At 57.7% G+C, this 24,016-nt stretch carries 24 protein-coding genes; 18 read left to right on the top strand and 6 right to left on the bottom strand.

The genetic code is table 11. The features are described from left to right. Nucleotides 1-349: 349 nt before the first annotated feature. The 6 genes from ACX0GZ_RS13920 (at nucleotide 350) to fcl (ending at nucleotide 6,767) form a co-directional block, all read left to right on the top strand. Nucleotides 350-1,093: a glycosyltransferase family 2 protein gene (locus ACX0GZ_RS13920; protein ID WP_458817338.1), complete on the top strand. Its 744-nt coding sequence runs from the start codon at nucleotides 350-352 to the stop codon at nucleotides 1,091-1,093. Then, nucleotides 1,090-2,028 carry an NAD-dependent epimerase/dehydratase family protein gene (locus tag ACX0GZ_RS13925; protein ID WP_458817339.1) on the top strand — a complete coding sequence of 313 codons (939 nt, stop codon included), beginning with the start codon at nucleotides 1,090-1,092 and terminating at the stop codon, nucleotides 2,026-2,028. The genes ACX0GZ_RS13920 and ACX0GZ_RS13925 overlap by 4 nt, the downstream gene beginning before the upstream one ends. Further along, nucleotides 2,025-2,591, top strand: coding sequence for a sugar transferase (locus tag ACX0GZ_RS13930; RefSeq protein ID WP_458817341.1), 567 nt, complete (start codon nucleotides 2,025-2,027; stop codon nucleotides 2,589-2,591). The genes ACX0GZ_RS13925 and ACX0GZ_RS13930 overlap by 4 nt, the downstream gene beginning before the upstream one ends. Nucleotides 2,592-2,605: 14 nt before the next feature. Continuing rightward, nucleotides 2,606-4,591 carry a polysaccharide biosynthesis protein gene (locus ACX0GZ_RS13935; protein WP_458817342.1) on the top strand — a complete coding sequence of 662 codons (1,986 nt, stop codon included), beginning with the start codon at nucleotides 2,606-2,608 and terminating at the stop codon, nucleotides 4,589-4,591. A gap of 131 nt (nucleotides 4,592-4,722) precedes the next feature. Beyond that, a complete protein-coding gene (gene gmd / locus ACX0GZ_RS13940; protein WP_458817343.1) occupies nucleotides 4,723-5,820 on the top strand; it encodes a GDP-mannose 4,6-dehydratase in 1,098 nt (365 codons plus the stop codon). A gap of 5 nt (nucleotides 5,821-5,825) precedes the next feature. Next, nucleotides 5,826-6,767, top strand: coding sequence for a GDP-L-fucose synthase (gene fcl, locus ACX0GZ_RS13945; RefSeq protein WP_458817344.1), 942 nt, complete (start codon nucleotides 5,826-5,828; stop codon nucleotides 6,765-6,767). On the opposite strand, the gene ACX0GZ_RS13950 is transcribed toward fcl, so the two are convergent. Both ACX0GZ_RS13950 and ACX0GZ_RS13955 read right to left on the bottom strand, forming a co-directional pair. Beyond that, nucleotides 6,757-7,523 (bottom strand): IS5 family transposase gene (locus ACX0GZ_RS13950; RefSeq protein WP_458817346.1). Its coding sequence is split into 2 segments (ribosomal slippage): nucleotides 6,757-7,199 and nucleotides 7,199-7,523, totalling 768 coding nucleotides; the frame shifts between segments, so codons are not numbered across the junction. The genes fcl and ACX0GZ_RS13950 overlap by 11 nt on opposite strands. A gap of 123 nt (nucleotides 7,524-7,646) precedes the next feature. Beyond that, a complete protein-coding gene (locus ACX0GZ_RS13955; protein WP_458817348.1) occupies nucleotides 7,647-7,883 on the bottom strand; it encodes a hypothetical protein in 237 nt (78 codons plus the stop codon). A 368-nt stretch (nucleotides 7,884-8,251) separates the two neighbouring features. On the opposite strand from ACX0GZ_RS13955, the gene ACX0GZ_RS13960 reads away from it, so the two are divergent. From ACX0GZ_RS13960 to ACX0GZ_RS13970, 3 genes are all read left to right on the top strand, one after another. After that, a complete protein-coding gene (locus tag ACX0GZ_RS13960) occupies nucleotides 8,252-8,827 on the top strand; it encodes an FAD-dependent oxidoreductase (protein ID WP_458817349.1) in 576 nt (191 codons plus the stop codon). A 40-nt stretch (nucleotides 8,828-8,867) separates the two neighbouring features. Further along, complete coding sequence (locus ACX0GZ_RS13965; protein ID WP_458817350.1) at nucleotides 8,868-9,689, top strand: FAD-dependent oxidoreductase; 822 nt, start codon at nucleotides 8,868-8,870, stop codon at nucleotides 9,687-9,689. A 221-nt stretch (nucleotides 9,690-9,910) separates the two neighbouring features. Beyond that, entirely contained in the window at nucleotides 9,911-10,474 is a 564-nt protein-coding gene (locus ACX0GZ_RS13970) for a recombinase family protein (protein WP_458817351.1), read from the top strand. 134 nt (nucleotides 10,475-10,608) lie between these two features. On the opposite strand, the gene ACX0GZ_RS13975 is transcribed toward ACX0GZ_RS13970, so the two are convergent. Together ACX0GZ_RS13975 and ACX0GZ_RS13980 are read right to left on the bottom strand one after the other, a co-directional pair. Continuing rightward, nucleotides 10,609-10,998, bottom strand: a complete 390-nt coding sequence (locus ACX0GZ_RS13975) for a type II toxin-antitoxin system VapC family toxin (RefSeq protein ID WP_458817352.1) — start codon at nucleotides 10,996-10,998, stop codon at nucleotides 10,609-10,611. Continuing rightward, nucleotides 10,995-11,243, bottom strand: a complete 249-nt coding sequence (locus ACX0GZ_RS13980) for a type II toxin-antitoxin system VapB family antitoxin (protein ID WP_458817353.1) — start codon at nucleotides 11,241-11,243, stop codon at nucleotides 10,995-10,997. The genes ACX0GZ_RS13975 and ACX0GZ_RS13980 overlap by 4 nt, the downstream gene beginning before the upstream one ends. A gap of 422 nt (nucleotides 11,244-11,665) precedes the next feature. Between ACX0GZ_RS13980 and ACX0GZ_RS13985 the strand changes: the two genes are divergently transcribed. From ACX0GZ_RS13985 to ACX0GZ_RS14025, 9 genes are all read left to right on the top strand, one after another. Beyond that, a complete protein-coding gene (locus ACX0GZ_RS13985; protein WP_458817355.1) occupies nucleotides 11,666-12,655 on the top strand; it encodes a helix-turn-helix transcriptional regulator in 990 nt (329 codons plus the stop codon). 194 nt (nucleotides 12,656-12,849) lie between these two features. Further along, nucleotides 12,850-13,242 (top strand): curli assembly protein CsgF, encoded by a 393-nt coding sequence (locus ACX0GZ_RS13990; protein ID WP_458817403.1) that lies wholly within the window; start codon nucleotides 12,850-12,852, stop codon nucleotides 13,240-13,242. Between the two features lie 62 nt (nucleotides 13,243-13,304). Beyond that, nucleotides 13,305-14,276 carry a CsgG/HfaB family protein gene (locus ACX0GZ_RS13995; RefSeq protein WP_458817357.1) on the top strand — a complete coding sequence of 324 codons (972 nt, stop codon included), beginning with the start codon at nucleotides 13,305-13,307 and terminating at the stop codon, nucleotides 14,274-14,276. Between the two features lie 223 nt (nucleotides 14,277-14,499). Beyond that, nucleotides 14,500-16,293: a hypothetical protein gene (locus tag ACX0GZ_RS14000; RefSeq protein ID WP_458817359.1), complete on the top strand. Its 1,794-nt coding sequence runs from the start codon at nucleotides 14,500-14,502 to the stop codon at nucleotides 16,291-16,293. Nucleotides 16,294-16,357: 64 nt separating this feature from the next. After that, the gene (locus ACX0GZ_RS14005) at nucleotides 16,358-17,767 is read left to right on the top strand and encodes a hypothetical protein (protein WP_458817360.1); all 1,410 of its coding nucleotides are present in this window, start codon (nucleotides 16,358-16,360) and stop codon (nucleotides 17,765-17,767) included. A 79-nt stretch (nucleotides 17,768-17,846) separates the two neighbouring features. Next, complete coding sequence (locus ACX0GZ_RS14010) at nucleotides 17,847-18,629, top strand: hypothetical protein (RefSeq protein WP_458817362.1); 783 nt, start codon at nucleotides 17,847-17,849, stop codon at nucleotides 18,627-18,629. Between the two features lie 16 nt (nucleotides 18,630-18,645). Further along, nucleotides 18,646-19,353: a hypothetical protein gene (locus tag ACX0GZ_RS14015; protein ID WP_458817364.1), complete on the top strand. Its 708-nt coding sequence runs from the start codon at nucleotides 18,646-18,648 to the stop codon at nucleotides 19,351-19,353. Beyond that, a complete protein-coding gene (locus ACX0GZ_RS14020; RefSeq protein ID WP_458817366.1) occupies nucleotides 19,350-19,736 on the top strand; it encodes a hypothetical protein in 387 nt (128 codons plus the stop codon). Before ACX0GZ_RS14015 ends, ACX0GZ_RS14020 begins: the two co-directional genes overlap by 4 nt. 256 nt (nucleotides 19,737-19,992) lie before the next feature. Next, nucleotides 19,993-20,433 carry a Ros/MucR family transcriptional regulator gene (locus tag ACX0GZ_RS14025; RefSeq protein WP_458817367.1) on the top strand — a complete coding sequence of 147 codons (441 nt, stop codon included), beginning with the start codon at nucleotides 19,993-19,995 and terminating at the stop codon, nucleotides 20,431-20,433. A gap of 91 nt (nucleotides 20,434-20,524) precedes the next feature. Here ACX0GZ_RS14025 and ACX0GZ_RS14030 read toward each other — a convergent pair whose 3' ends face one another. Then, nucleotides 20,525-21,454, bottom strand: coding sequence for a COG1361 family protein (locus tag ACX0GZ_RS14030; RefSeq protein ID WP_458817369.1), 930 nt, complete (start codon nucleotides 21,452-21,454; stop codon nucleotides 20,525-20,527). Then, complete coding sequence (locus tag ACX0GZ_RS14035; protein WP_458817371.1) at nucleotides 21,451-24,015, bottom strand: fimbria/pilus outer membrane usher protein; 2,565 nt, start codon at nucleotides 24,013-24,015, stop codon at nucleotides 21,451-21,453. The genes ACX0GZ_RS14030 and ACX0GZ_RS14035 overlap by 4 nt, the downstream gene beginning before the upstream one ends. Nucleotide 24,016 lies beyond the last annotated feature (1 nt).

Below are 24,016 nucleotides of genomic sequence, written 5' to 3' on the forward strand. Positions count from 1 at the left end.
ATCGCAAAACGGAATTAAGCAGCTTGGTTCCAAATCAAACTCTTAGTCGATACGAGACGACGGGTGGCGGTCGGGCGTTCCTCGCGTACGATCAGCACCAGTTCAAAGTCGGGGTGGCAATCGAATAAAAGAGCGTGCCCGCCAACAAGACGCTATACATACAGCCAGGCACCGACAAACCGCAACAATCAATTGGGATAGTTTTCGTGTATCGGCAGATGGGCAGCAATCGACGGCCCGATCCACGCTAGGTTCACTGCAGACAATGGCTCTTGCCGGTTGCCAACCGGTCAATCCGGGGTCATCAGCACTAAACGGCGGAGCCAAGCGCCTCGAAGGTTGATCCGACATGAAAATTAGCGTGATTACGGTTGCATTTAATGCAGCTTTGACGATTGCCGATACCGTTAGGTCCGTCCAGTCGCAAACATTTGACAATGTTGAGCATATCATCATCGATGGCCTGTCAAGCGATGGCACTCAATCCGTCGTCGAACGGATGTCAGACAAAAGCACCGTGTTTGTATCAGAACCTGATCGCGGTCTTTATGACGCAATGAACAAGGGCATCGATCTCGCAAGTGGCGATGTCATCGGAATTTTGAACGCCGATGATTTTTTTGCCGACGCCGCGTCGCTTGCCAAAGTCGCAGATCATTTCATGCGCTACGGTGATGTCGAGGCGGTTCTAGGGGACGTCGCCTTCGTCAATGACCAGCTTCGGCCTGTTCGACGGTACAATAGCGCGCGCTTCACGCCGGAGAGAGCGCGTTGGGGGTGGATGCCGGCCCATCCCGGTATGTACGTTACCCATAAGGCATATGATCGTGTCGGCCGCTACCGTACAGATATGAAGATCGCGGCAGACTTCGATTTCGTGCTCCGAGCTCTTACGTGCGCCAGATTGCCGTTTGCGCATCTGCCGGAAGTTTTGGTGCATATGCGCCTCGGCGGCGCGAGTACGGAAAACTGGCGATCTCGACTTATTATCAACCGGGAAGTCGTAAAAGCTTGTCGCGATAACGGCGTTTATTCCAACCTGGCGATGGTTATGAGTAAATATCCGATGAAAGCAATGGAGTTTTTTCGGTGAGAGTAGCAGTAACGGGGGGCAACGGTTTTGTCGGTCGGGAATTAATAAAGATATCCAAGGCTTTTGATATCGAGATAATTCCTCTTGTTCGCTATCATAACGGATTGGCTAACGAAATTATAGTCGGAAATTTGCAGGAGGCCGATGTTCTAAACTTAGCTGAACGACTTTCTAATGTACAGTCAGTCGTTCACTTAGCTGCGCGCACGCACGTGATGCGAAATGGTGGGGGTGCGACAGCAGAGTATTCTGCTACAAATGTCAGCGGCACGGACATCATCGCGCAGGCCGCAATTTTGGCCGGTATCCACAAATTCGTCTTTGCCAGTTCAATTAAGGTAAATGGCGAACAAACATTTAACGGCCATATTTTTTCTGGTCGAGATACACCCGCTCCCGAAGACGACTATGGCAGAACAAAACTTCAAGCAGAAAATTTGCTTTTCAGGCTAACAACACAAACTGATATGGACCTTGTTATCCTTCGGCCACCCTTAGTGTATGGGGCTCATGTGGGTGGAAATTTTGGTCGTTTGGTAGCCGCTGTCAGACGTGGCGTGCCTTTGCCGTTTGGAAAATTAGACAATCGCCGCAGTTTGATTTCCGTCCGCAACTTCGCGGAGGCAATTCTATGTGCACTACGCCGGTGCAAAGTCGAGGATACTATTCTGACACTAGCGGATGGGGAAGATGTTTCCACACGATCGCTGGTGCAGGCTATTGGGCAAGCGATCGGCCAACCGGCACGTTTGGTTCCGGTGCCGGTTTCAGCAATCCAAGGGGTTGGCGGGTTGCTGGGAAAGCGTGACGAGGTGCGCCGTCTCACTGGAGATTTGAGAGTAGAGACAGAGCAAGCCGTGCGGCAATTAAGTTGGAAACCCTCCGAGCAGTTGCATAGGGCTCTTGAGCGAATGTTTAAGGAACCGAGGCCGTGAACGCGAAGCGTATTATGGACGTGGCGGTCGCGGTCGCAGCCGGACTGGTGCTCGCTCCGGTGGCTTTGCTGGTCGCTATCGCGGTCAAATGCACTTCGCCCGGCCCGGCGCTTTACTGGTCCGACCGCGTCGGACGGGGCGCGCAGATTTTCCGGATGCCCAAATTTCGCACGATGAAGATCGGCACACCGGCGGTCGCCACGCATCTGATGGTCGATGCTGGGTCGGCCCTGACGCCTATCGGCGGCTTTCTACGCCGCACCAGCTTGGACGAAATCCCCCAGATCTGGAGCGTACTGACAGGCGAAATGAGCCTGGTGGGTCCACGCCCGGCACTGTTCAACCAGGACGATCTAATTGCGCTTCGGGATCAGGCGGGGGTCAACCAGCTGGCGCCTGGAATAACCGGATGGGCCCAAATCAACGGTCGTGACGAATTGCCGATCCCCGCCAAGGTGGCATTTGACCGTGAGTATTTGGAACGCCGATCGCTGGCATTCGACCTGTTTATCCTTGCCAGAACGATGGTGAAGGTGCTTGGTGATCGATCGGTCACGCACTAGAGGCGCGTTCGCGGATGCATCATCCATCGTTTGGTCCTGCGCAGCAAAATACAGGTATTCGTGTGGGGGAAGTGTCGGTTACCAACAGAGTGCTGGCGCTTCCGCGCAGCACCAAACGTGCCGTCGCCTTGTCGGCCGACGCCGTGCTTTGCGCGGCCAGCGTGCATTTCGCCTATTATCTTCGAACCAGTGAATGGCCTGAATTCTTCGGTCCGATCCTGTATCCGACCATCGCGACAATCCTGATCGCATTGCCGTTATTCGTCGTCTTCGGTTTGTATCGAGCAATCTTCCGATATGCAGGGGCAGCGGCTCTAGTCGCCATCGTGCAGGCCGTTTCTGTATTTGCCCTCCCCTTTGCGCTGATCTTCACCTTCATTAGCATCGATGGCGTACCCAGAACCATCGGTTTGATCCAACCGATCTTGCTGTTGCTGCTTGTCACAGGCTCGCGAAGCCTGGCCAGTGCGTGGCTGGGTCACCAGTATCGCAACGCCGTCGCCGAAGCGGACAAGCCGCGCGTGACAATTTATGGAGCAGGCGCATCGGGGCGACAGCTGGCATCGGCGCTGCAGGTCAGCGGACAAGTCCGCGTGGTGGGCTTCATCGACGACGACACGACCTTGCGGAAAGCAACGATCAACGGGGTCCGGGTTTATGCACCGAACGACCTGTCGCGTCTGGTCGAGCGTCAGGGCGTCACCGACGTGCTGCTGGCGATCAGCAAGACGTCTCGCGCGCGGCGTAACGAAATCATCAGCACGCTGAAGGGCACCGGGCTTCATGTCCGCGCGATGCCAGGCGTTGACGACCTTGCCCGCGGGATCGTCTCGTTCAGCGATCTGAGGGAATTAGAGATCGAAGATTTGCTGGGGCGTGCTCCGATCGCGCCCGACGAGGCACTGCTTCGCCGCAACGTGACTGGAAAGGTGGTGCTAGTGACCGGGGCAGGAGGATCGATCGGCAGCGAAATCTGTCGCCAGATCGCGCGGCTCGGTCCTGACATCCTGCTGCTGCTCGATTCGAGTGAATATCATCTCTACGCCATCCATCAGTCATTGCTAAGTGAAATGGCCGATGGCACGGCCACCGTCCGGTCGGTCGTGCCGCTGCTGGCAACGGTTCGGGATGCGCGCAGGGTCGATGAGATCATACGAAGCTGGCAGCCCCACACCATCTATCATGCCGCCGCCTACAAACACGTGCCTTTGGTGGAGCATAATCTGATTGACGGCATTGCCAACAATGTCCTGGGCACGCTGAATGTCGCCACGGCGGCGCGAGCGCATGGCGTTGCCAATTTTGTGCTGGTCAGCACCGACAAGGCAGTGCGCCCGACCAACGTCATGGGTGCTACCAAGCGTCTTGCAGAAATCCTGCTGCAGGCGATCGACGCGGATGGCGTGCCGGGCAAATTCTGCATGGTGCGTTTCGGCAACGTCTTGGGATCCAGTGGCTCAGTTGTGCCGCTGTTTCGCAGCCAGATTGCGGCAGGCGGGCCAATCACCATCACTCACCCGGATATCACCCGCTATTTTATGACGATATCCGAGGCGGCTCAACTCGTCATTCAGGCGGGAGGTATGGCGCAGGGGGGCGACGTATTCGTGTTAGACATGGGCGAGCCTGTACGGATCGTTGACCTAGCACGGTCAATGATTGAGCTGTCTGGGTTAAAGGTGCGCGAGGAAGGTGCCCGCGATGGCGATATCGCCATCGAACATGTCGGACTGCGGCCGGGTGAAAAGCTGTATGAGGAACTGCTTATCGGTAACAATCCCAGCCCGTCCAGCCACCCCCGCATATTGCGCGCGCACGAAAACTTTATCGAATGGGGCGAATTGCAGGTCATCCTTGGCCGGCTCATCGAGCTGATTGAGGCCGGCGATTCGGTGTCCGCCCGGACCGTGCTGAGCGATCTGGTAGCCGAGTTCACGCCAATGAGTGAGATCGTCGATTTCGTCGCGCTAAGACGCGAAGAGATTGAGGCGGGATTTTAATTTTTACCAAAAAAGCATGCTTGAATGGGCAATTGTTCTGCGGCTTTCAGCGCTAGACCTGATGCTTGTCCGTCCGCTAAGGACGGAGATAATTATCCACACCAAACGCTCCTCAACTTATCGGAAGTACTATGGCAAAAACCGCGCTTATCACTGGCGTCACCGGACAAGATGGTGCCTATCTAGCAGAACTGCTGTTGGCCAAGGGCTATCAGGTCCACGGGCTCAAGCGCCGGTCGTCGTCATTCAACACCGGCCGTATTGATCACATTTATCAAGATCCGCATGAAAGCGGCGCGCAGCTGCATCTCCATTACGGTGATATGACGGATTCGACCAACCTGATTAGGATTGTTCAGGAAGTCGCACCCGATGAGATTTATAATTTGGCTGCTCAAAGCCACGTTCAAGTTAGTTTCGATACGCCCGAGTATACAGCGAACGCGGACGCGATCGGAACACTGCGTCTACTTGAAGCGATCAAGATTTTGGGTTTAACTCAGAAAACAAGATTTTATCAGGCGTCTACTTCAGAACTTTATGGTCTTGTTCAGGAAGTTCCACAGCGCGAAACAACACCCTTCTATCCAAGATCCCCCTATGCCGCCGCAAAACTTTATGGGTACTGGATCACAGTAAACTATCGTGAGGCGTATGACATATTTGCTTCCAACGGAATTTTGTTTAACCACGAAAGCCCAATCCGTGGTGAGACATTTGTTACGCGCAAAATCACGAGAGCGGTATCGGCTATACATCTCGGCATCCAGGACAAGCTTTGGCTAGGTAATCTCGATGCTAAGCGTGATTGGGGGCATGCCCGCGATTATGTCGAAGGCATGTGGCGCATCCTCCAGCACGACAAAGCAGACGACTTTGTTTTGGCTACGGGTAAAACGCAAACTGTGCGTATGTTCGTAGAACGTGCGTTCGCTCATGTCGGCATCGAAGTCGTATGGCAGGGTTCGGGCGTGGAAGAGGTTGGCACCTGCGCCCAATCCGGCCGCGTTCTGGTTGAGGTCGATCCGCGCTACTTCCGTCCGACCGAGGTCGAGCTGTTGATTGGCGACCCTGCAAAGGCCAAGGCCGAACTAGGCTGGGAAGCGACCACCACGTTCGAAGAGTTGGTCACCGACATGATGGTCGCAGACTTACGTACGGTCGAACGTGAAGCAAAGACGCGCCGTATCGACGAGGAAGCGGCACTTCGACCCCGCTCTGGAGTTTAAGGCCGGTGGAATCGTTTAGTCTGCATGGTCGGCGCGTATGGGTCGCGGGTCACCGCGGAATGGTCGGTCAAGCCCTCGTCCGACGCTTGAGCCGAGAAGCTTGTGAAATCATTCCCGCCCCACGCGAACGGGTTGATCTGCGCCGTCAACAGGACGTCGAAAACTGGATGGCGGAGGCCCGCCCAGATTTAGTGTTTGTAGCAGCGGCGAAAGTCGGAGGAATTCACGCTAACGACACTCGTCCGGCGGAGTTTTTGTACGACAACCTGATGATCGAAGCGAATATCATTGAGGCCGCACGCGCGTCGGGAACATCGAAACTCGTTTTCCTCGGTTCGTCTTGCATATATCCAAAATACGCTGAGCAACCTATTCATGAAGACGCGTTACTGACCGGCGCCCTCGAGCCTACCAACGAATGGTATGCAATTGCCAAGATTGCCGGGATTAAGCTTTGCCAGGCCTATCGCAAGCAATACGGGCTAGACTTTATTTCGGCGCAGCCCACGAATCTTTATGGCCCTTTTGATAACTTCGATTTGACCTCTAGCCATGTTCTTCCCGCACTTATTCGAAAGGCTCATGAAGCTAAGGAGGCGGATAGCCCCAGCTTCACAATTTGGGGGTCCGGGAAACCGCTACGAGAGTTCCTGCATGTTGACGACCTCGCGGACGCGCTCGTTTTCTTGGCAAAGAATTACTCTGCAGCTGACATCGTAAACATTGGTAGCGGCGAGGAGGTCGCGATTGGATCACTGGCTGACTTAATTGCGGACGTAGTGGGCTATGACGGAAAAGTACTTAGAGATCCGGCTAAACCGGATGGCACGCCACGGAAAAGGTTGGATACTGCGCGCCTTGAAGCGTTAGGGTGGCGCTCTACGATCAAGCTAAGGTCGGGTATTCAAGACACCTACCGCTGGTATTTAAGCCGAACTAGGCCGTAGACTCATAAGTGCGCAGCCACAGGCGCATTGATGCGAGTTGGACCATGGCAAGGAAGTTGGCGGCGAGCTTGTCGTAGCGGGTGGCGACGCGGCGGAAGTGCTTCAGCTTGGAGAAGAACCGTTCGATCAGGTTGCGCCCGCGGTAGAGCCGCTTGCTGAAGCACGGCTTCCACTTGCGGTTGCTCTTGGGTGGGATGTTTGGCGTAGCGCCTTGGTCTTGGATCAGCTTGCGGATGCGGTCGGCGTCATAGGCCTTGTCGGCCAGCACGATAGTACGTGGACCGAGATGGTCGAGCAGCGTGTCGGCGATCTGGCCGTCGTGCGTCTGCCCGGCGGTCAGTCCGAGCCGGATCGGGAGGCCTTGCGCATCGACGACGACGTGGATCTTGGTCGTGAGCCCGCCGCGTGATCGACCGAGACAATGATCTGGACCCCCTTTTTTGCTGTCGCGGCCTGCTGGTGGGCGCGAACGGAAGTGCTGTCGATCATCTGGATCTCGCCATCGTGGGCGGCACTGATGGCATCCATCATCCGATCCCAAACACCCGCCTTTCGCCATCGCACGAAGCGGTTGTAACAGGTGGTGCGCGGGCCGTAGCGCTCTGGCAGGTCGCGCCACGGCGCGCCCGACCGGAGCACCCAAAAGATGCCGTTCAGTACGCGGCGGTCATCAACGCGTGGAACGCCTCGCGGCTTGTTGGGCAACAGCGGCTCGATCACTCGCCACTCGAAGTCGGTCAGGTCGTATCGGCTCATGGTAAGCCTGAATCACGATTGCGTGCGCATGGAAAGCCACTCGTTGGCAAGCGCCGTACCTTAGCGACTGAAAGAGGTCGCTCAATCGCCGTGGTAGAAGAAGTTCACGAGCCTCCGCACTCCTCACCAAGTGCCAACTACGAGCAAAAGCAGTGCGACGAGCGCGATATAGAGGGGCGTGTTGTCGGGCTCGCAAGGATGGGGCAACCCTTCGCATCCGCCGCCAGACTGAAGGACCATCACCATCATCGGCATGCCGATGAACAGGAACACAGAGAAGGATCCGACCACCCCGGCAAGGGCACCGCCGCTGGGAAACCATCTCCTTCGATTGCTCATCACCAAAGCTTGTTCGCTCAATCGGCCAACGTCAACGGTCACTCCAAAGCCTCGATCGTTGATCCCCGTTTATGAGTTCACGACCTAGGAGCGTTAAGAACTAGAGGCTAAGCCGCAGGCCTAGCGGCGCTCGTCCTATGGCAATCTAAGGCTGATCTGGTCAGACACCTCGCGTGTCATAAACCCGGCTGATGACCCAGATCGTTTTAACGGTTCGTAGTGGAACAGGAGGAAGACGGTCGGGTGCGCCTAACCTTCGCGTCCAACTGGATCAGGGTCGCGCTACCCCGCCAAATGCTGGTAGGAGTGTCGCTGCTCATCGCTGATGTGTGCCTCATTCCTTTGACGAGCCTGATGGTTTTTGGAAGGCCTTAATTTTAGGAAACGGCGTGGAATATGACCTTTTGGTTGTCGGCGGCGGGATCAACGGCTGCGCGATAGCACGCGAGGCGGCAGTCAACGGTTTGTCGGTGTTGCTGGTTGAGAAGGACGATCTCGCAAGCCATACCTCATCAGCCTCGACCAAGTTGATCCACGGTGGTTTACGCTATCTCGAGACCTACGAATTCAAACTTGTTCATGAAGCGCTTTATGAACGCGAGCGCCTAATACGCGCCGCGCCACATTTGATCCGACCGATGGTATTTGTTTTACCCCATGATAACGCGGTGCGACCGTGGTGGATGGTCCGGGCCGGGCTGTATGTATATGATTTGCTAGGTGGGCGCTCGTCGCTGCCTCGATCGCGTGGTGTGCGGAAAACCGATATGCTTTACCGCACACCACTTCGGGGCGGCAGTAAAGGCTTTGTCTATTCCGAATGCGTGGGTGGACGATGCGCGCCTGACGCTGTCAAAAGCAATCGATGCCGCTCAAATGGGCGCTCACATCGCCACTCGCACTGCACTGGTCTCCGCTCAGCGCACGCCAGAAGGCTGGTAAGCCACGCTTTCCGACGGACGTAGCGAAAAGGCCGGTGCGCTTGTCAACGCTGCAGGACCATGGGTGCCGCAAGTCGCTCAGCGCATCGATGCAAAGCCTGGTCTAGGACTGCGGCTAGTTAAGGGCAGCCATATTGTTGTCGATCGCCTTTATGCCGGTGACCATGCTTATATTCTCCAGCAACCGGACCGGCGTATCGTGTTCGCGGTGCCGTGGCTCGACCGCTATACTGCGCTAGGAACCACGGATGTCGCAGTCGAGACTCCCGAACAAGCGGTCGTCGATGATAACGAGATCAATTACCTAATTGCCGCCTCCAACCGTGCGTTTCTTCCTCAGATCGCACGGAACGACATTCACCACGCCTGGTCAGGGGTCCGCGCGTTGGTCGATGACGGCGCCGGTAGCGCTAGCCAAGTCACTCGCGATTATAGCCTGATCGTTGACGATGACGGCCCCCCTTTACTGACTGTATATGGCGGCAAGATCACTACTGCTCGCGCGTTAGGTGAGGACGCCATGCAGCAGTTGGGTAAATTAGGACGAGCGACGTCCTCCAACACTGCCAACAGACTGCTGCCCGGAGGTGATGTCGATACGTTCGAACAGTTTTTGGACATAGTACATACCCGCTATCCGTTCTTAGGCGCCGTGCGTGCGGAACGGATGGCCCGTGCTTATGGGACGCGATTGTTCAAGATGCTCGACGGCGTCTCGGATGCTGCCGGGATGGGCGCCGATCTGGGGGCGGGACTGACGGAAATTGAGGTAAGCTGGATGCGCGACCACGAATGGGCGCGCACTGCAGATGATGTGCTGTGGCGACGATCAAAACTGGCATGGTTTTCGACCCAGCTGCGGTCGCATCAATCGACGTCGTCTTAAATCGTAAGCGGTCGGTGCACCGGCATTTTATGAACGAGCTCTTTGCCGACAAGGTGTGATCTTACGACGCTATGGCTCAAGGACCAAAGCTGATCAAACAGGTATACCCTGCCGGAACAGTTCTCGTGAAACGCATTTTCCGTTCAATCAGGGTCCTTCTCACGCGCATTGAACAGTCTTGCCGAAGGGTCTAGAGCCTGATCGAACAGATGGGGCTGCCAATGACATTTTTTGGTTACGCACGCGTATCGACCGTCGAGCAGGATTTGGGCATACAGGAACGGGCGCTTCGTGCTGCCGGGTGTCAGACGATCCGGTCGGAGAAAAAGTCCGGGTCCGAGCGAGGGTCGAGGACCGAGTTGCAGACGCTGCTCGATTTCTTGCGAACGGGCGACACGCTTGTCGTCACCAGGATCGATCGTCTGGCGCGCTCCATGAAAGATCTTCAGGATATCGTGCACGACCTTAAAGTCAGGGGGATTGCGCTCAAGGCCACGGAGCAGCCGATCGATACGGGCACAGCCGCCGGCAAGGCCTTCCTCGACATGCTAGGTGTGTTCGCTGAGTTCGAAACCAACCTCCGCCGTGAACGCCAGGCGGAAGGGATCGCCGCTGCAAAAGCACGGGGCGCTTATAAAGGCGGAAAGGCGCGGATCGACCCGGGCGCAATCCGCAATCTCGCCGATGCCGGTATGCGCCCGGCGCACATCGCGCGCGAACTTGGTATCTCGCGCGGATCGGTTTATCGTTTCCTGCGCCCTGCTACCGAGAAGCCGGGTGAATAAGACCGGGGCTACCGACCAGACAATCGGTCTGCTCGCCCACAATCCCAAGTGACCCGTTCTGCCCTACTTGCCCAGCAATTTTCATAAGTTGGACGCGCTCGGCGAGATTGTGTTGGGTAGTTCGACGTTGCTTTTTATGCGGCTGAATCAATATCGGTCAGGGCAAAATCATTGCCTTTGAACAGCAGCGGCTCACCCGTCGCCTTAGCGAGCGCATAGGCGAAACAGTCGCCGAAATTCAGCGCCGCCTTGTGACGGCCTTTGCCGAAGTCGAGAAACGCCTGCCTCGCCAACTCGCCATGCGCGGCCGTCACGGGCTCAATGCCAATGCCAGCACGCCGGAAGAAGGCATCGGCTTGGCGTGTTCCTTCGGGACCAAGCTGACTTTCGATGACCATCGATAACTCGACATGGTTCGCCACGCTAATGCGGCAAGCATCGGCGTCATGGACAAGCTGCGTGAAGTTCATCGCCTCGGGTTCGCGATAGAGGATCGCTACCAAGGCGGACGTGTCGAGGATCATTTCGGAAGGCCGTTTTCATCGTAAAGCAGTTCGGCATGGTCAGCATAGGGCCGCTTCAGGTGTGCGGCGGCGCGATCGGCGACTGCCAACAGCTCGGCTACGCTAGCCCTTCCCTTATAGCGCTCAATCTTGGCGAACCGCTCGCGCAACGCCTCCGTCACTACGCGGGTCATGCTGTGGCCAGTCTCTCGAGCGATGGCCTGGGCAAGCCGGTGCGCTTCGGGATCTTTGACGTTAAGACTCATCGTGCACCTTTATAGAAGACTGCATTTCCTTCTACCATTCCACATGGCGATGGCATAGATGCCCAATCCAATCTTTCTCGCCCTTTTGGACACCAAGAGCGCTGTTCAATCTTGGCAGCAAATTTGAAGCTAATGCGACGTCACGGATACGGGCGCGGTGGACCGAAATCGTCTCCGGCTGAAATTGGATTTGTTTGCCTTTTGAGACTTCAGGCTCGGAGACGGGGCAGTTTGTGAGGTGAACCCCTGACCAAATCGACCGCCGAGCCAAATTGCGAGCCTATTGCGCCAGAATGGCAGATAATTTGCGTTTCCACGGTTAAGCTGGCAGCCATATACCGATAGCCCGGCGCAAGCCGGTGGGGGTCAGTGCGCTTTGCTTAACTTTCCATGCCTTGGGTCGCGCCTTGGGATGAATAGAGATGGCTGCGGAAATCGTACCGATTTTGAGTGCGCTGGAGGATGATCAGGCGTTGTCGCAAGTCGCGCGGCTGTTGCTTGAGCGAAATCGCGCGCAATTTGCGCAAATCGCAGTTTCGGACAGAAGAAGTCGAGCATCTTCTCGGCCACAAATCGGTTCTGCGAAATCGCGCCACAATGCAGCTTCAGGGACGGACTGGAACCGCCGGATCGGTGATCGCCAGACGACGAACCCGGAAACCGACTTTCACAGTCTCACCGCAAAATTCGGGCGCGGCCCGTTCGAGCTATCCATCGATGTAAAACGGGCGCCAACCGATACGCCCTTCTCAAACGAAGCACTCGATGAGTTGCAGATGCTGGGGCAGCCGCTGATTGCAGCCATCACCGCGCGCGACAAGCTTCGCACGGCGTTGCGCGATTGTGCCCGCTCTCGTGCCGTGGTTGAGATGGTCGCAACGCCTGTTCTGTTGTTCGATACCAGTGGCTGCCTGTTAGAGGCGAATAGTGCCGGGCGGACGTTCTTGAAAAACGGTGATGGGTTGCGCCTTCGCAGCGGTCGGATATACGCTTGCCGACCTCAGGACATGGCGCGATTTTCACGCGCAATGGCCGATCTGGGCGCTGCCGCCCCTGACGACACCCGCGCGATCAGCATCGAGCGCGACAGCGGCTCCCCCTACATGATGACAATTACCAAGCGACTGGTTGCCGACGAACAAGTCTTGATTGGATTAATTGCGGACCCGGACGCCAGGATCAACGCCGCAATGCCCGTTTTGCGATCGCTTTTTGGATTAGGTGCCGCAGAGGCGGAAATCGCATGCGCTGTGGCGCGCGGCTTAGATCCAGAGGCCATTGCTCGACTGAGATCGACTTCACTTACGACCGTTCGCAGTCAGCTCAAGTCGATCACCGCCAAAATGGGATGCTCGCGACAGACCGAAATCGTTCGGATCGTCATGTCGGTGCCGGCACTAATGTCAGCCTGACGCCGGTCGGTACGGATGCTTAATAAAATCGACCATGTACCAAACCGGGACCTGTTCGAGAAAATCGTCCCGCTACCCCATATGGAGGATGCGCCTCCATCCCAAGGCACGTTAATAAGAGATTAACAAACGGGTCGGGTTTGCAAACTTCCTGTTGGGGGGGGAAATTGAGAATTCTTTACTCGGCAATTGCCGTGACGCTTCTCGCGTTACCGGCAAGCGTGTCAGCGCAAGATCTGACCTATCAGCCTTACAGCCCGACGTTCGGCGGCAATCCGTTCAATTCAAATCATATTCTTGGCACGGCCAACGCGCAAAACGACTATCGCGATCCGCGGTCGACCACGTCCAATTCGCAAGCCGACATCTTTGCCCGCCAACTTCAGTCGCGATTGCTGTCGGCGCTGTCGTCCCAGCTCGTCGACGCGATCTTCGGGGAAAACCCGCAGGAGCGAGGCACGTTCAGCTTTGGCGGTCAGACGATCAGCTTCGTGCGTGGTCTGGACGACGTCACCATCACCATTTTCACCGAGGCGACCGGGGAAACGACGACCATCGTCGTCCCGACCTTTATCGACCTGGGTTAAATCAAACGCTTCCGGGGGGGAACGTCGTGTTCAGAACCTGCTTATCAGCGATAGGACTGGCCGTGTTGGCAAGTGGATGCATGAGTCTGGAGGAAGGGCGCGCGGATATTCCGTCGACCAACCCGATGGCCATGTATCCGCGCTACACCCAGACCCAGCAATTGCTGATGGAATTGCCGCAGCCGTCGCGCCCGGTCGCGATCGCCGTCTATAATTTCACGGATCAAACTGGCCAGTACCGAGTCGGCGAAGGCGGTACGCAAACGCTGTCGCGTGCGGTGACCCAGGGTGGCGCATCGATCCTGGTGCGGGCGCTTCAGGATGCGGGTAACCGCAAATGGTTCACGATCGTCGAGCGCGAGCAACTTCGCAACCTGCTGAACGAACGCCAGATCATTCGCGAGATGCGCGAACGTTATCTGGGTGAGACGAACGTCAATCCCCAGGCACTGCCCGCCATGCTGTTTGCCGGCGTTCTGCTCGAAGGCGGAATCATCAGCTACGACACCAATACCGTCACCGGTGGCGCGGGGGCTGCATTCCTGGGTATTGGCGCCAAGACCCAGTATCGCCAAGACACGGTCACCGTATATCTCCGCGCGATTTCAGTTCGCACCGGCGAAGTGCTGACTACCGTGACCGCGTCCAAGACGATCGCATCGCAGTCGCTGGGCGCCAACGCGTTTCGCTTCGTGGGCTTCAAGGAACTACTCGAGGCCGAAATCGGCCTTACCACCAACGAGCCCGATCATATCGCGCTGCAACAGGCAATCGAAAAGGCGGTTTACGGCCTCGTCATGGAGGGCGTTGACCTCAATCTCTGGAATTTTGCCGACACCCAAGCGGGTTGGCCGATGCTCTGGCGTTATCGCCAGGAACGCGACGGCATGTTCAGCCCCCAGCAGGTGCAATCGGCGATGGACACCGCCCGCAAGGCCGCACCGATGAAGCTGCGCCCGCGCGAGGTTCCGGTGAAGGAAGTGCCGCGTGCCCCCGACATGGAAAATGGCGGAGGTGCTGGCGCAGGTCGATAAACCAGGGATTGGTCGGGCGTAAAAGCGTTCCGGCCCACCCCCAAGGTCCGGCGAGCCGTCTGGCGTTCGCAAGACCAATACAAGCCAGACAAGGTTCGCCCGCCGGAAGTGGAGTTCCGACGGGCGAGCATGAGTGAATGTGTGTGCAACCAATCATGCGACCTCGAAGCAGAAATGCTTCGGGCCAGCATGGTTATCACCCCTCGTAGAAGGCATGACAACCATGAAACGTTCAATTCTCACATCGGTTTCCGTAGCGGCATTGTTCGCAGCGGTGCCGGCAATGGCGCAAAATAACACCTCAACTGTTAACCAGACTAACGCCTGGAACGAAGCCGTAGTCACCCAGTCCGGGTCCAATGCCCAATCGACCGTTCAGCAAGATGGTGACGGCTTAGAGTTTAGCCGCCGCAACCGCGTCCGCGTCGAACAGAGCGGGAATGGTGCAGAATCGTCGATCAATCAGGTCAGCGGCAATCGCAACCGTGCCGACGTCCGTCAGAATGGCGACAGCACTTCGATCATTCGTCAGGATGGGCCGCAGCTCGACGCCGAAGTCAACCAGACCGGCGATGGCAACTTTTCGAACATCGATCAGGCTGGCCGCCAAGCCACGGTAGGTGTGCCGCTGAATTCGGCAGCAACTGGCGTTGTTCAGGTTGGTAATAACAACAGCTCGGACATCGATCAGAATCCGACGACCTGGTCCGAAGCAGCAGTGTCGCAGTTCGGTAACAACAACATTTCAAACCTGCGTCAAGAAACGCTTGGCACCAACGGTGGCAACGAAAACTCCAGCGCATCGGTGTTGCAGGACGGCGATCGCAACAGTTCGACGCTGACCCAGACCAGCGGCACTACCCCAAGCCTCCTCATCGCCAATGTCAATCAGAACGGCGATGACAACAGCTCCATGCTGACGCAGACCGGGGCGGACAATTCCGCGTCGTTGCTGCAGGATGGTAATCGCAACGCATCGATGATCAACCAGTCGGGTGTCGGCGGCAATGTAGACGTTGAGCAGTTCGGCAACGAGAACGACTCGTTCGTTACCCAAGAATCGGGTGCGACCGCGATCGTGCGTCAGGAAGAAATTGGCAACAATTTCGGTCGTCCCCGCACTGATCGTGGCGGTGAGCCAGTCCGCGCGAACTATTCGACCATCAATCAGGGTGGTGGCGCTGCCGGCGCAGTGGCCGATGTCGATCAGCGCGGACAGCTGAACCTGTCGCGCGTCACGCAGAATGGCGGCGCGGCGCAGGCCGAAGTCACCCAGATCGGTATCTTCAACGAATCGACTGTCACCCAGAATGGTGCATCGGAAGCCGAGGTCTATCAGGGCGGTGCTTATGGCGATAACCGTTCGGTCGTGACCCAGAATGTCGGTGGCGCCAGCGCGATCGTCGATCAACGGGCGGATCGCACCGATCCGACCTATTTCCCGACCAATGATTCGACGATCACGCAGGACTCTGCCGCTACCGCCGATGTTGGCCAGCTCGGCCAGCAGAACGTGTCGAGCGTCGCGCAGCTGGGCGGGGCGGCCGGTGCAACGGCGACGGTTCGTCAGGAAAACACCAACGCGGCAGCAGGCGCGAGCGACATCAACTCGTCGACCGTGACTCAGTCCGCACTGACGACGGCGTTCGTCGAGCAGATTGGTGAGGCCAACACCTCGACGGTCAACCAGACCGGCGCTTCGACGGTCGCTCTTGCCGCCAATATCCGTCAGTATGGCAGCGACAGCACGTCCACGCTGGAACAGGGCGGCAGCAACAACCAAGCATCGCTGCTGCAGCTTGCCGGTTCGTCGTTCAATAACTCGAACATCACCCAGACCGGCTCGAACGGCCTGGTCGAGGTGACGCAGGGCGGCTCCGGCCATCTGTCGAACGTGACGCAGGGCGGTGCCAACAACTCGGCGTTCGTCGATCAGTCGGGGTCGGGTCACACCTCGACCATCTCGCAGGGCGGCTCCAGCAACATCGCGACCGTCACGCAGAGCGGCGGCCTCTGATTAACTTCGGGGCGGCGCCTGATCGCGTCGCCCCGGCCAGTTTCATTTTTCAAGGATTATCATCATGAAACGTCATCTTCTCATCGGCGCGTCGGCGCTGACCCTGTTCGCAGCGGCTCCCGCCTTTGCGCAAAGCAACACCTCAACCGTCGGGCAGACCGGATCGAACGGCTCGGCGACCGTTTCCCAGTCCGGCTCGAACGGCTCGTCGACCGTCAATCAGGGCGGCGCCAACAACACCGCCAGCGTCACGCAGAGCGGCAACAGCGCCGAATCCGAAATTCGCCAGGACAACGGAACCGGCTTCTTCGGAAATGCCAGCGACGACCGCAATAGCGCTACCGTCACCCAGAATGGCGACGCCTATTCGCGCATCCGCCAGTTCAACGACGACGCGATCGCGACCGTCGACCAGACCGGTAACGGCAACAGCTCGGACATTCTGCAGACCGGTGACGATGATAACGCCTCCGTAAACCAGAACGGCTCGACGCTGACTTCCGATATCACGCAGTCGGGTAGCGACAACGTTGCAAACGTGCTTCAGCGCGGCACCAACAACGGATCGGTCATCAATCAGGTGTCGGGCGCCAACAGCGCAATCCTGACTCAAAGTGGCGAAGGCAACCGCTCCAACATTCTGCAGAACGGGGCTGGCGCAAACTGGGCAAACGTCGAGCAGACCGGCGACGACAACCAGTCGACCGTTACCCAGGGTGGACTTGCCAACGATGTTGGCGACAATGCCAATGTCCGCGGCGTAATCCAGTCGGGCGATCGCAACACCTCGACCGTTACGCAGAGCGGTGGTGGCCAGGACGCGTTCGTCCGTCAGTCGGGCAGCGACAACACTTCGACGATCGATCAGGGCGGCACCTTTGGCGCGCTCCACGACGCAACTGTTACCCAAAGCGGCGACAACGGAACATCGGCAGTGACTCAGCGCGGCGCTCTCTCAGACGCCGTGCTGCGTCAGGGCGGCAGCTTCAATAGCTCGTCGATCGATCAGGGTCTGATCGGTTCGCACCTCGCCGAAGTCGATCAGGCGGGCGAACGGAACAGCTCCACCATTGCACAGCTTGGCGACAACCAGACCGCCTATGTCGAACAGATCGGCTCGGACAACCGTTCGGGCATTGATCAGGGCACGCTCGGCGGTGCCAATCAGACCGCCGACGTTACCCAGACGGGCACTTTTGGTCAGTCTGACATCCTACAGCGCGGCTCTAACCACTCGGCCACTCTGGTTCAGGGCGGAGATCGCAACATCTCCGACATTGACCAGTCGGGCAGCATGCACATGGCCAGCGTCACGCAGGACGGCCTGTCGAATGAATCAACGATCATCCAGTCGGGCAACAACCATAGCGCGACGGTTACCCAGACAATGGGCGGCAACGAGTCGATGATCAATCAGAGCGGTGCGTTCAATTCCGCGACTGTAACTCAGGGTGGCACGGCCTCGCCGATGTAAAACCCTGATGGCCGGTGCGCTGGTCCCCCCGGACGCGCACCGGCCCCTTTTTCGAAGTTTCATGCCGAGGGAGGCGACCATGGCAAAACATGTTCTGGCAGTGATGGTGGGTGGCGCGTTGCTCGCGACGCTTCCAGCGCTCGCGCAGCAGACGGCACATGTTCCCCCCGGCAATCCGTGCGGATCGGGTCCCGGCAAGGGCACCGGTAACCCCTGCAACGGCAATAACGGCAATGCCGGACATCAGGGCAACGCTGGCAAAGGCAAGGGTGGTGGCAACCCGCATCAACCCCAGCCTTCCCCGCCCATCCTGATCGACATGCCTGCAGTGTCCAACCGGACGGCGATTATCGACCAGATCGGCGACGCCAACCGTGCGACAATCGTCCAGACCGCCGCGCACGCCTATGCCCGCATCGGCCAGCGCGGCGACCGCAACCGCGCCGATGTCGAGCAAAAGGGAAGTGCGACCTCCTATCTCGAGATCGATCAGGACGGCGACGACAACCAATCGCTCGCAGCCCAGAAGGGCGTCGGCCAGAATGTCGCCTATCTGACGCAAAATGGCGTCGGCAACCGCGCGTTGCTCGACCAGAAGTCTGGCGCCGGCAGCCATAACGGCGCGATCCTGGCGCAGACTGGTAGCGGCAACCTAATGGCGCTGACCCAGGATGGTAGCGACAATCGCGCGGCTTTGACGCAGGATGGCAACGTCAACGCGATGACGGCCAGCCAGTTGGGCGATGGCAATCGCTTGACCTGGACGCAGGAAGGGAATTCCAATGCCAATCTGGGTGTCGAGCAGATGGGCGGCGCGAGCATCGCCATCCATCAGACCGGTGGCGCCGGCGGCGGCGGTTGATGGCAGGAGAAGCGGCATGAAGCATGGGCTTGGACCACTGATTGCTGTTGCGTCCACGCTGCTCCTAGCCTTGCCCGCGGCCGCCCAATCGACCAGCGAAATCGACCAGATACGATCGCAGCAATCATCGCCCGCAGCCGACAGGAGCGGTTCGGCGCAGATCACTCAGCCGGAAAAGTCCCGACAAGATCCCGCAGGCGTGACCCTTCAGGCCGGCCCCCGCGAAGCCCGGCCAGCGCCGGTCAATCAACTTTCCACGATTGGCGAACGCGAACGCTCGCCTCAGCTTTATAGCGGTGGGCGAACGGCACAACCAAGTGCACCGCTTTCCACCCCCGCAGAAGGACGGAATACCGCGGTGTCAGCGGTGGAAGGTGACGACCGTTGCGATCCGCGATTGGCGGCGCAGGCCCCCCTACCGGCCCAATGTTCGCGGGTTATCGAAACGCGTTCAGCCGAATTCGCACGCCCCGCCCCGACCCCGCTATCACCCGAACAGCGCATCCTGATCGAAAATCAGGCGCAGGCAGAGGCATCGGCGGGAGCCATTCGGCGATTAGCGACACGCGGCGATGCCAACGCGTTCCCCGACCAGGCCCTCGCTTCCACCGTGCTCGATTCCGCGCAACCCACGCCCCCGGAGACGTTGGAAGCGGAACCGACAATGGATGCTGCGACGGCCGCCATCATCGAAGCGATCGCGCGCCAGGGAACACCGCAATGAACATCGCTTCTGTCTGGCTACTCGGCGCTCTGTCGGTGACCACAACACCCATGATCGGAAAATCGTCCATGCAAGCACAGGCCGCCTCCATCCATTCTCACCCAATCAAGATGGAGGTCCGGGAAATTGATGGGATCGAGTGGCTGATCGTAGAGGGTGACACGTCTGTCCCGGTCGAACTCGAATATGAACTCACCGTCGCATCGCGAGCGGGACGCGGCGGGGCCAATCGTGCCACCCAGCGTGGTGTTGCACGACTGAAGCCCAATCAGCCGACCGTCATGGTCCGGTTGCGGGTGACGCCGGAATGGGATGCTGAATTAATTGTCCGGACCTTGGACAAGGGTGAAATCTATCGGGAAAATCTGTCCTCTTCCGGCTGATCATAGACGACTTCCGTCCCATGATTTCAACCAATTGAAAGTTTGGATTAATCATGTTCGGCGGGTGAGGTCTGGTCCGAAAGCCTTTGTAATTGAATATTCTCGATCTCAGCCATTCTTGCTCGATGCCACAATTCAGAGCTATGGGGCTCCAAAGCCGATCAGTAGCTTTATTTTTTAGCCTGCAAAATCCACTGATCGCACTTGAAACTGGTAATAGGTTTGTTATGACACCGGTAATTAAACGGGGTCAAATATGTCTGAAGAAGCAAATTACGGTACTGTCGAGCTTGCCGCTGAACTGACTGCAGCCTGGTTGTCAAACCAGAACAATCGCGTTGATGCAGACCAAGTTCCAGCTTTCCTGCGTTCCATGCATGCAACGTTGACCGAACTGGAAAATTCGAGCGGTTCAGCAACAGGTGACGCGAGTGATGCCAGCTCGGAAGAATATATTCCTGCGGTATCTGCTCGCAAGTCGTTGGCCTCGAAAGATCACATCATCTCGATGATCGATGGCAAGCCGTACAAGACGCTGCGTCGTCATCTTTCCGGACACGGACTGACCCCTGAACAATATCGTGAGCGGTATAATCTCAAGCCAGATTATCCGATGGTTTCGGAGAGTTATTCCGAACAACGTCGCGCAATGGCTAAGAAAATCGGCCTTGGTCGTAAGCCAAAAGCCAAAACCTGATTTTTGGGTTCTTTTTCAAGCCGCGAGTTGGAAACTTCTCGCGGCTTTTTTAGTGTCCAAATCCGAACTGTTATAGCACCGGATTAGCGCATCAATCTGCCCGAAACGTAACCGTTACCATATCCGTATAGTCCCCCGCACCGGCATAGGGCTGAGGGGTGACGATAAAGTCCAACGGCACCGACATATCATTCTGACCAAACACCGACAGCGATTGCCATCCTCCACCGGTTAGGTCGACCGGGCTCCCCGCCAGCGCTGCCTGGTATTTGATCGGGGGGGCACCTGCAGAGTGCTTTAGGGTCCCATTGTTGGCGGATTCAAATCGCGCGGTCACATTGGCATTGCTGCGGATCGCAAAGGTGACGGTCTGACGCGCGCCTTGGGCCAAATCGCCCAAATCGACCGTTAAATCCTTGACCCCTGGACCAGCATCGACGCTTTCTACTTTTAGCACTGACGCAACTGGAACCGCGATACCTACGGTCCCTTCGTCTGCCAGCTCCGGTCCGTTATCGTCCCGAAACAGACGTATGGCCGCTTGGCCCTGATAATTGCCGCCACGCACGAATTGACCGGCGGGAACGGCAACATAGAGCGGGATTGAGACCGCGGACGCCCCGGCTTGGAATGCGCCAGCAATGCGGCTCAACTGGTTGCCTGAGAAATCGGGAGACAGCACGGACGGCCCATTGGGATCGCGCAACAGGTCGAATTGTAGCTGGTCTTGCGGCCCGGTCAGAAAACGATCTCCGCCTGCGGTCAGCCCGGATGCAGTGATGAAATAGCGGCACGCGGCCCCTTCGTGCCGAATGGTGATCGGTACGACCTCAAACTCCCCTCCCTGATCGAACACCTCATAGCCGCGGCCGTAAAGCCCGCGCCATTCCACGTCATTTTCCACCTGTATTTCCAACCGACATTCCGCGTCGATGGGCAGGTCCTGAGCCAGTGCCAGACTTGAAGAAAGTGGCATGGCGACTGCGGCACACCACAAGGCGGCATAACGATCGGGGCTCACGGCTGATCTCCTTTGCGCTCAGGCATGGTCAGGTCGAGTGCGATCGGCTGCTCGATCCGATAAATTCCAACGGTCTCCGCGGGGATATTGACCGTCGTGCGCGTGCTCACTTCGCCTGAGGTGATGGTGAGTTCGTAAGCGGCACCGGCGGCAACATTTTCCAGGAAGAACCGTCCGCTATTGTTGGTGAACACGAGCAACGGCTCGTCGTTGTCATCCCCCCCCATTTTCCGGGCTTGTCCCGATGCAAAGCCCACTGGATTGCCGGCCTTGTCCACCAGCGTTCCGATGAGGGAGACGTTGTTTTCGCTGCCCACGAGGAGTTTGAAGCCGCTGCGATATCCAGGCCGCACGACGAACACCTGGCCACCAACAGAGGTCCCGGCAGGCGCAGATGGCGCGTCCACCTGAATGGTCCGATCGAAATAGGCTGGAAGATTGGGGATGACCGCAGGCCCAAGTGCGCCACTATACGCGGTGTACCGGGTCGTCGTAGAGCCAAACCCCTGACGCGGCTCTACCGCAATCTGATAGTCAGCAGCGTCCGATACGAGATCGATCAACGCAAAGCTGTTGCTGATCGGGCGTCCGATCGCAAAGGTCCCATCTGCCATGACAATGGACGAACCGAATGACAGGCCAGTTCGCAGATCATGCTGTCCGCCTTGACCTGTGGAGCGGGTCAGATCGGCCGAGGCCTCAAAACGATTGCCGATATAGGTCATTCGCGCAAACTGCCGATCGAAGTCGTCACGATGCTCGATCCCGGCACTCATGCCGATCGCGCCAACCCCCAAGGCGGCCAATCGGTTATATTCGACGCGCGCTGAATTGTTCTGCGTGGTGTAGCTGGCGTTGAGCGCTCCCCGGCCCAACGGCACAGACAGCGATGCCCGAAAAACGGGTCCTGTCTCTTCGGGGCTTTTTCGATATTCGCCACCAATGGCGAGTGACCCCCAAGGCAGCTGATATGAGAGATTGGCGCCGACATAGTAGCGGCTTCCAAAACCCCTTACCTCTTCATATCCACCATAGCCTTGTACGCGCATTCGGTCGTTGATCATCTGACCCGCGCGAAGCGATGCGGACATCGTGATCAGATTGCTGCCGAAAATCTGATTTAACGACCGATAATCCTCGCCGGTTACCGTTAGTAGAGCATCGATCGAGCGACCTGTCTGCGCGTTGGCATCTCTCCAGGCATATTGAAGCGCGAGGCGACTGCTGGACAGCCCGAGATTATTGACGTTCGTCCCGACATTGAGGGCAAAGGATCCGATGGGCGACGCCCAGATCGCCTCTGCCCCAACAAGATTAAAGTATCGGTCGCCCTCAATATTGGCGCCGATTGTCAGCGTATTGCTCAATCCGTAGCGGACATAGCCAAGCAGGTTGTAATTGCCGTCGTCGTAAACCCGGCCGCGGTCATCATCCTGATAGGGAACGCCAAGATTCAGGGCGAAGTCTACCAATCCCGGACTCAGCAGCTCGATGTCATAATAAGCGGGAAAAGAGATGATCTGCACTTCGCCGGTGGCGTAAGTGATCCGCAGCTCAATATCGTTGGCGGCCGATGGGACCAGTGGAAAGTCCCGCAGACTGAACCGGCCCGCGGGCAAGTCGAAGCTGCGGGTGGGAACGCCGTTCAGGACGATTTCCACTCTGGCGGGCCGATCGAGTTCAAAGCCTTGTTCGGAGGTTGGCCTGATGTTGCGATAGGGATCGATCGGATACTCCCGATAGGCAGAGATCCCAGCCATTCGAGGAGCAAGCTGGAAGGGTCGCCTCCCCACGCTTAGGTCGCCCAATTCGTAACGGATTAACCGGCTGACATCGTCATAGGTCAGACGGATATCGCCACGAGACCAACTATTGCGGCGACGCTCATTATATCGGAACCGAGCTTGGGCAGCGACACCGAACAGATTGGCCCCCAGGTCAATATCGACCGCCTTGCCGCTAAACCCCCGATCCCGCGTGGTCGTTTGAGCGATGACATCAACGCCTGCTCGGAAAGAGGCATAGGCTGAGACGACCGCCTGATCGGCGTACTCGATATCCTGACGTTGCCGTGCGGTTCTCAACGCCAGCTCACGAACGTTTCTCAAGCGGGTCGGCACGCGAATCCGCAGCACCAGTTGCCCCGGATCGAATGCCACATCCAACCCGACCGCTCGCAATTCCTCGAACTGAACGATGGGCTTTTGGGAGATGGCTTTCAGCTTTGTCGCCAACTCGGGCAGCCCGATCGGCAACAAGGCGTTTCGAACCAAGCTGGCATCGATGCTGCCTTCGGTGCTTTTTCCGGGCGTTATCCGATAATCGCCAACATTGATGTCATCGACCAGCACGGAATATTCGCCCGCCGCCGGCGCTGGCCGATCGGTGCCAAAAACCTGGCGAAACAATGCTTCCGTATCCTGGGTATCGGTGACCCGCGGCACTTCCTGATCCGATGGTTTTGAAGCATCGGTCGGAGTGGGCGTTTCGGGCACTTCTTGTCGCATTGCGTGCGCCGGGGTGGCGCAGCTCATCAACAGACTCGCTGCTGCCACCGGCATG

The sequence above is a fragment of the Sphingomonas aestuarii genome (assembly GCF_054457155.1).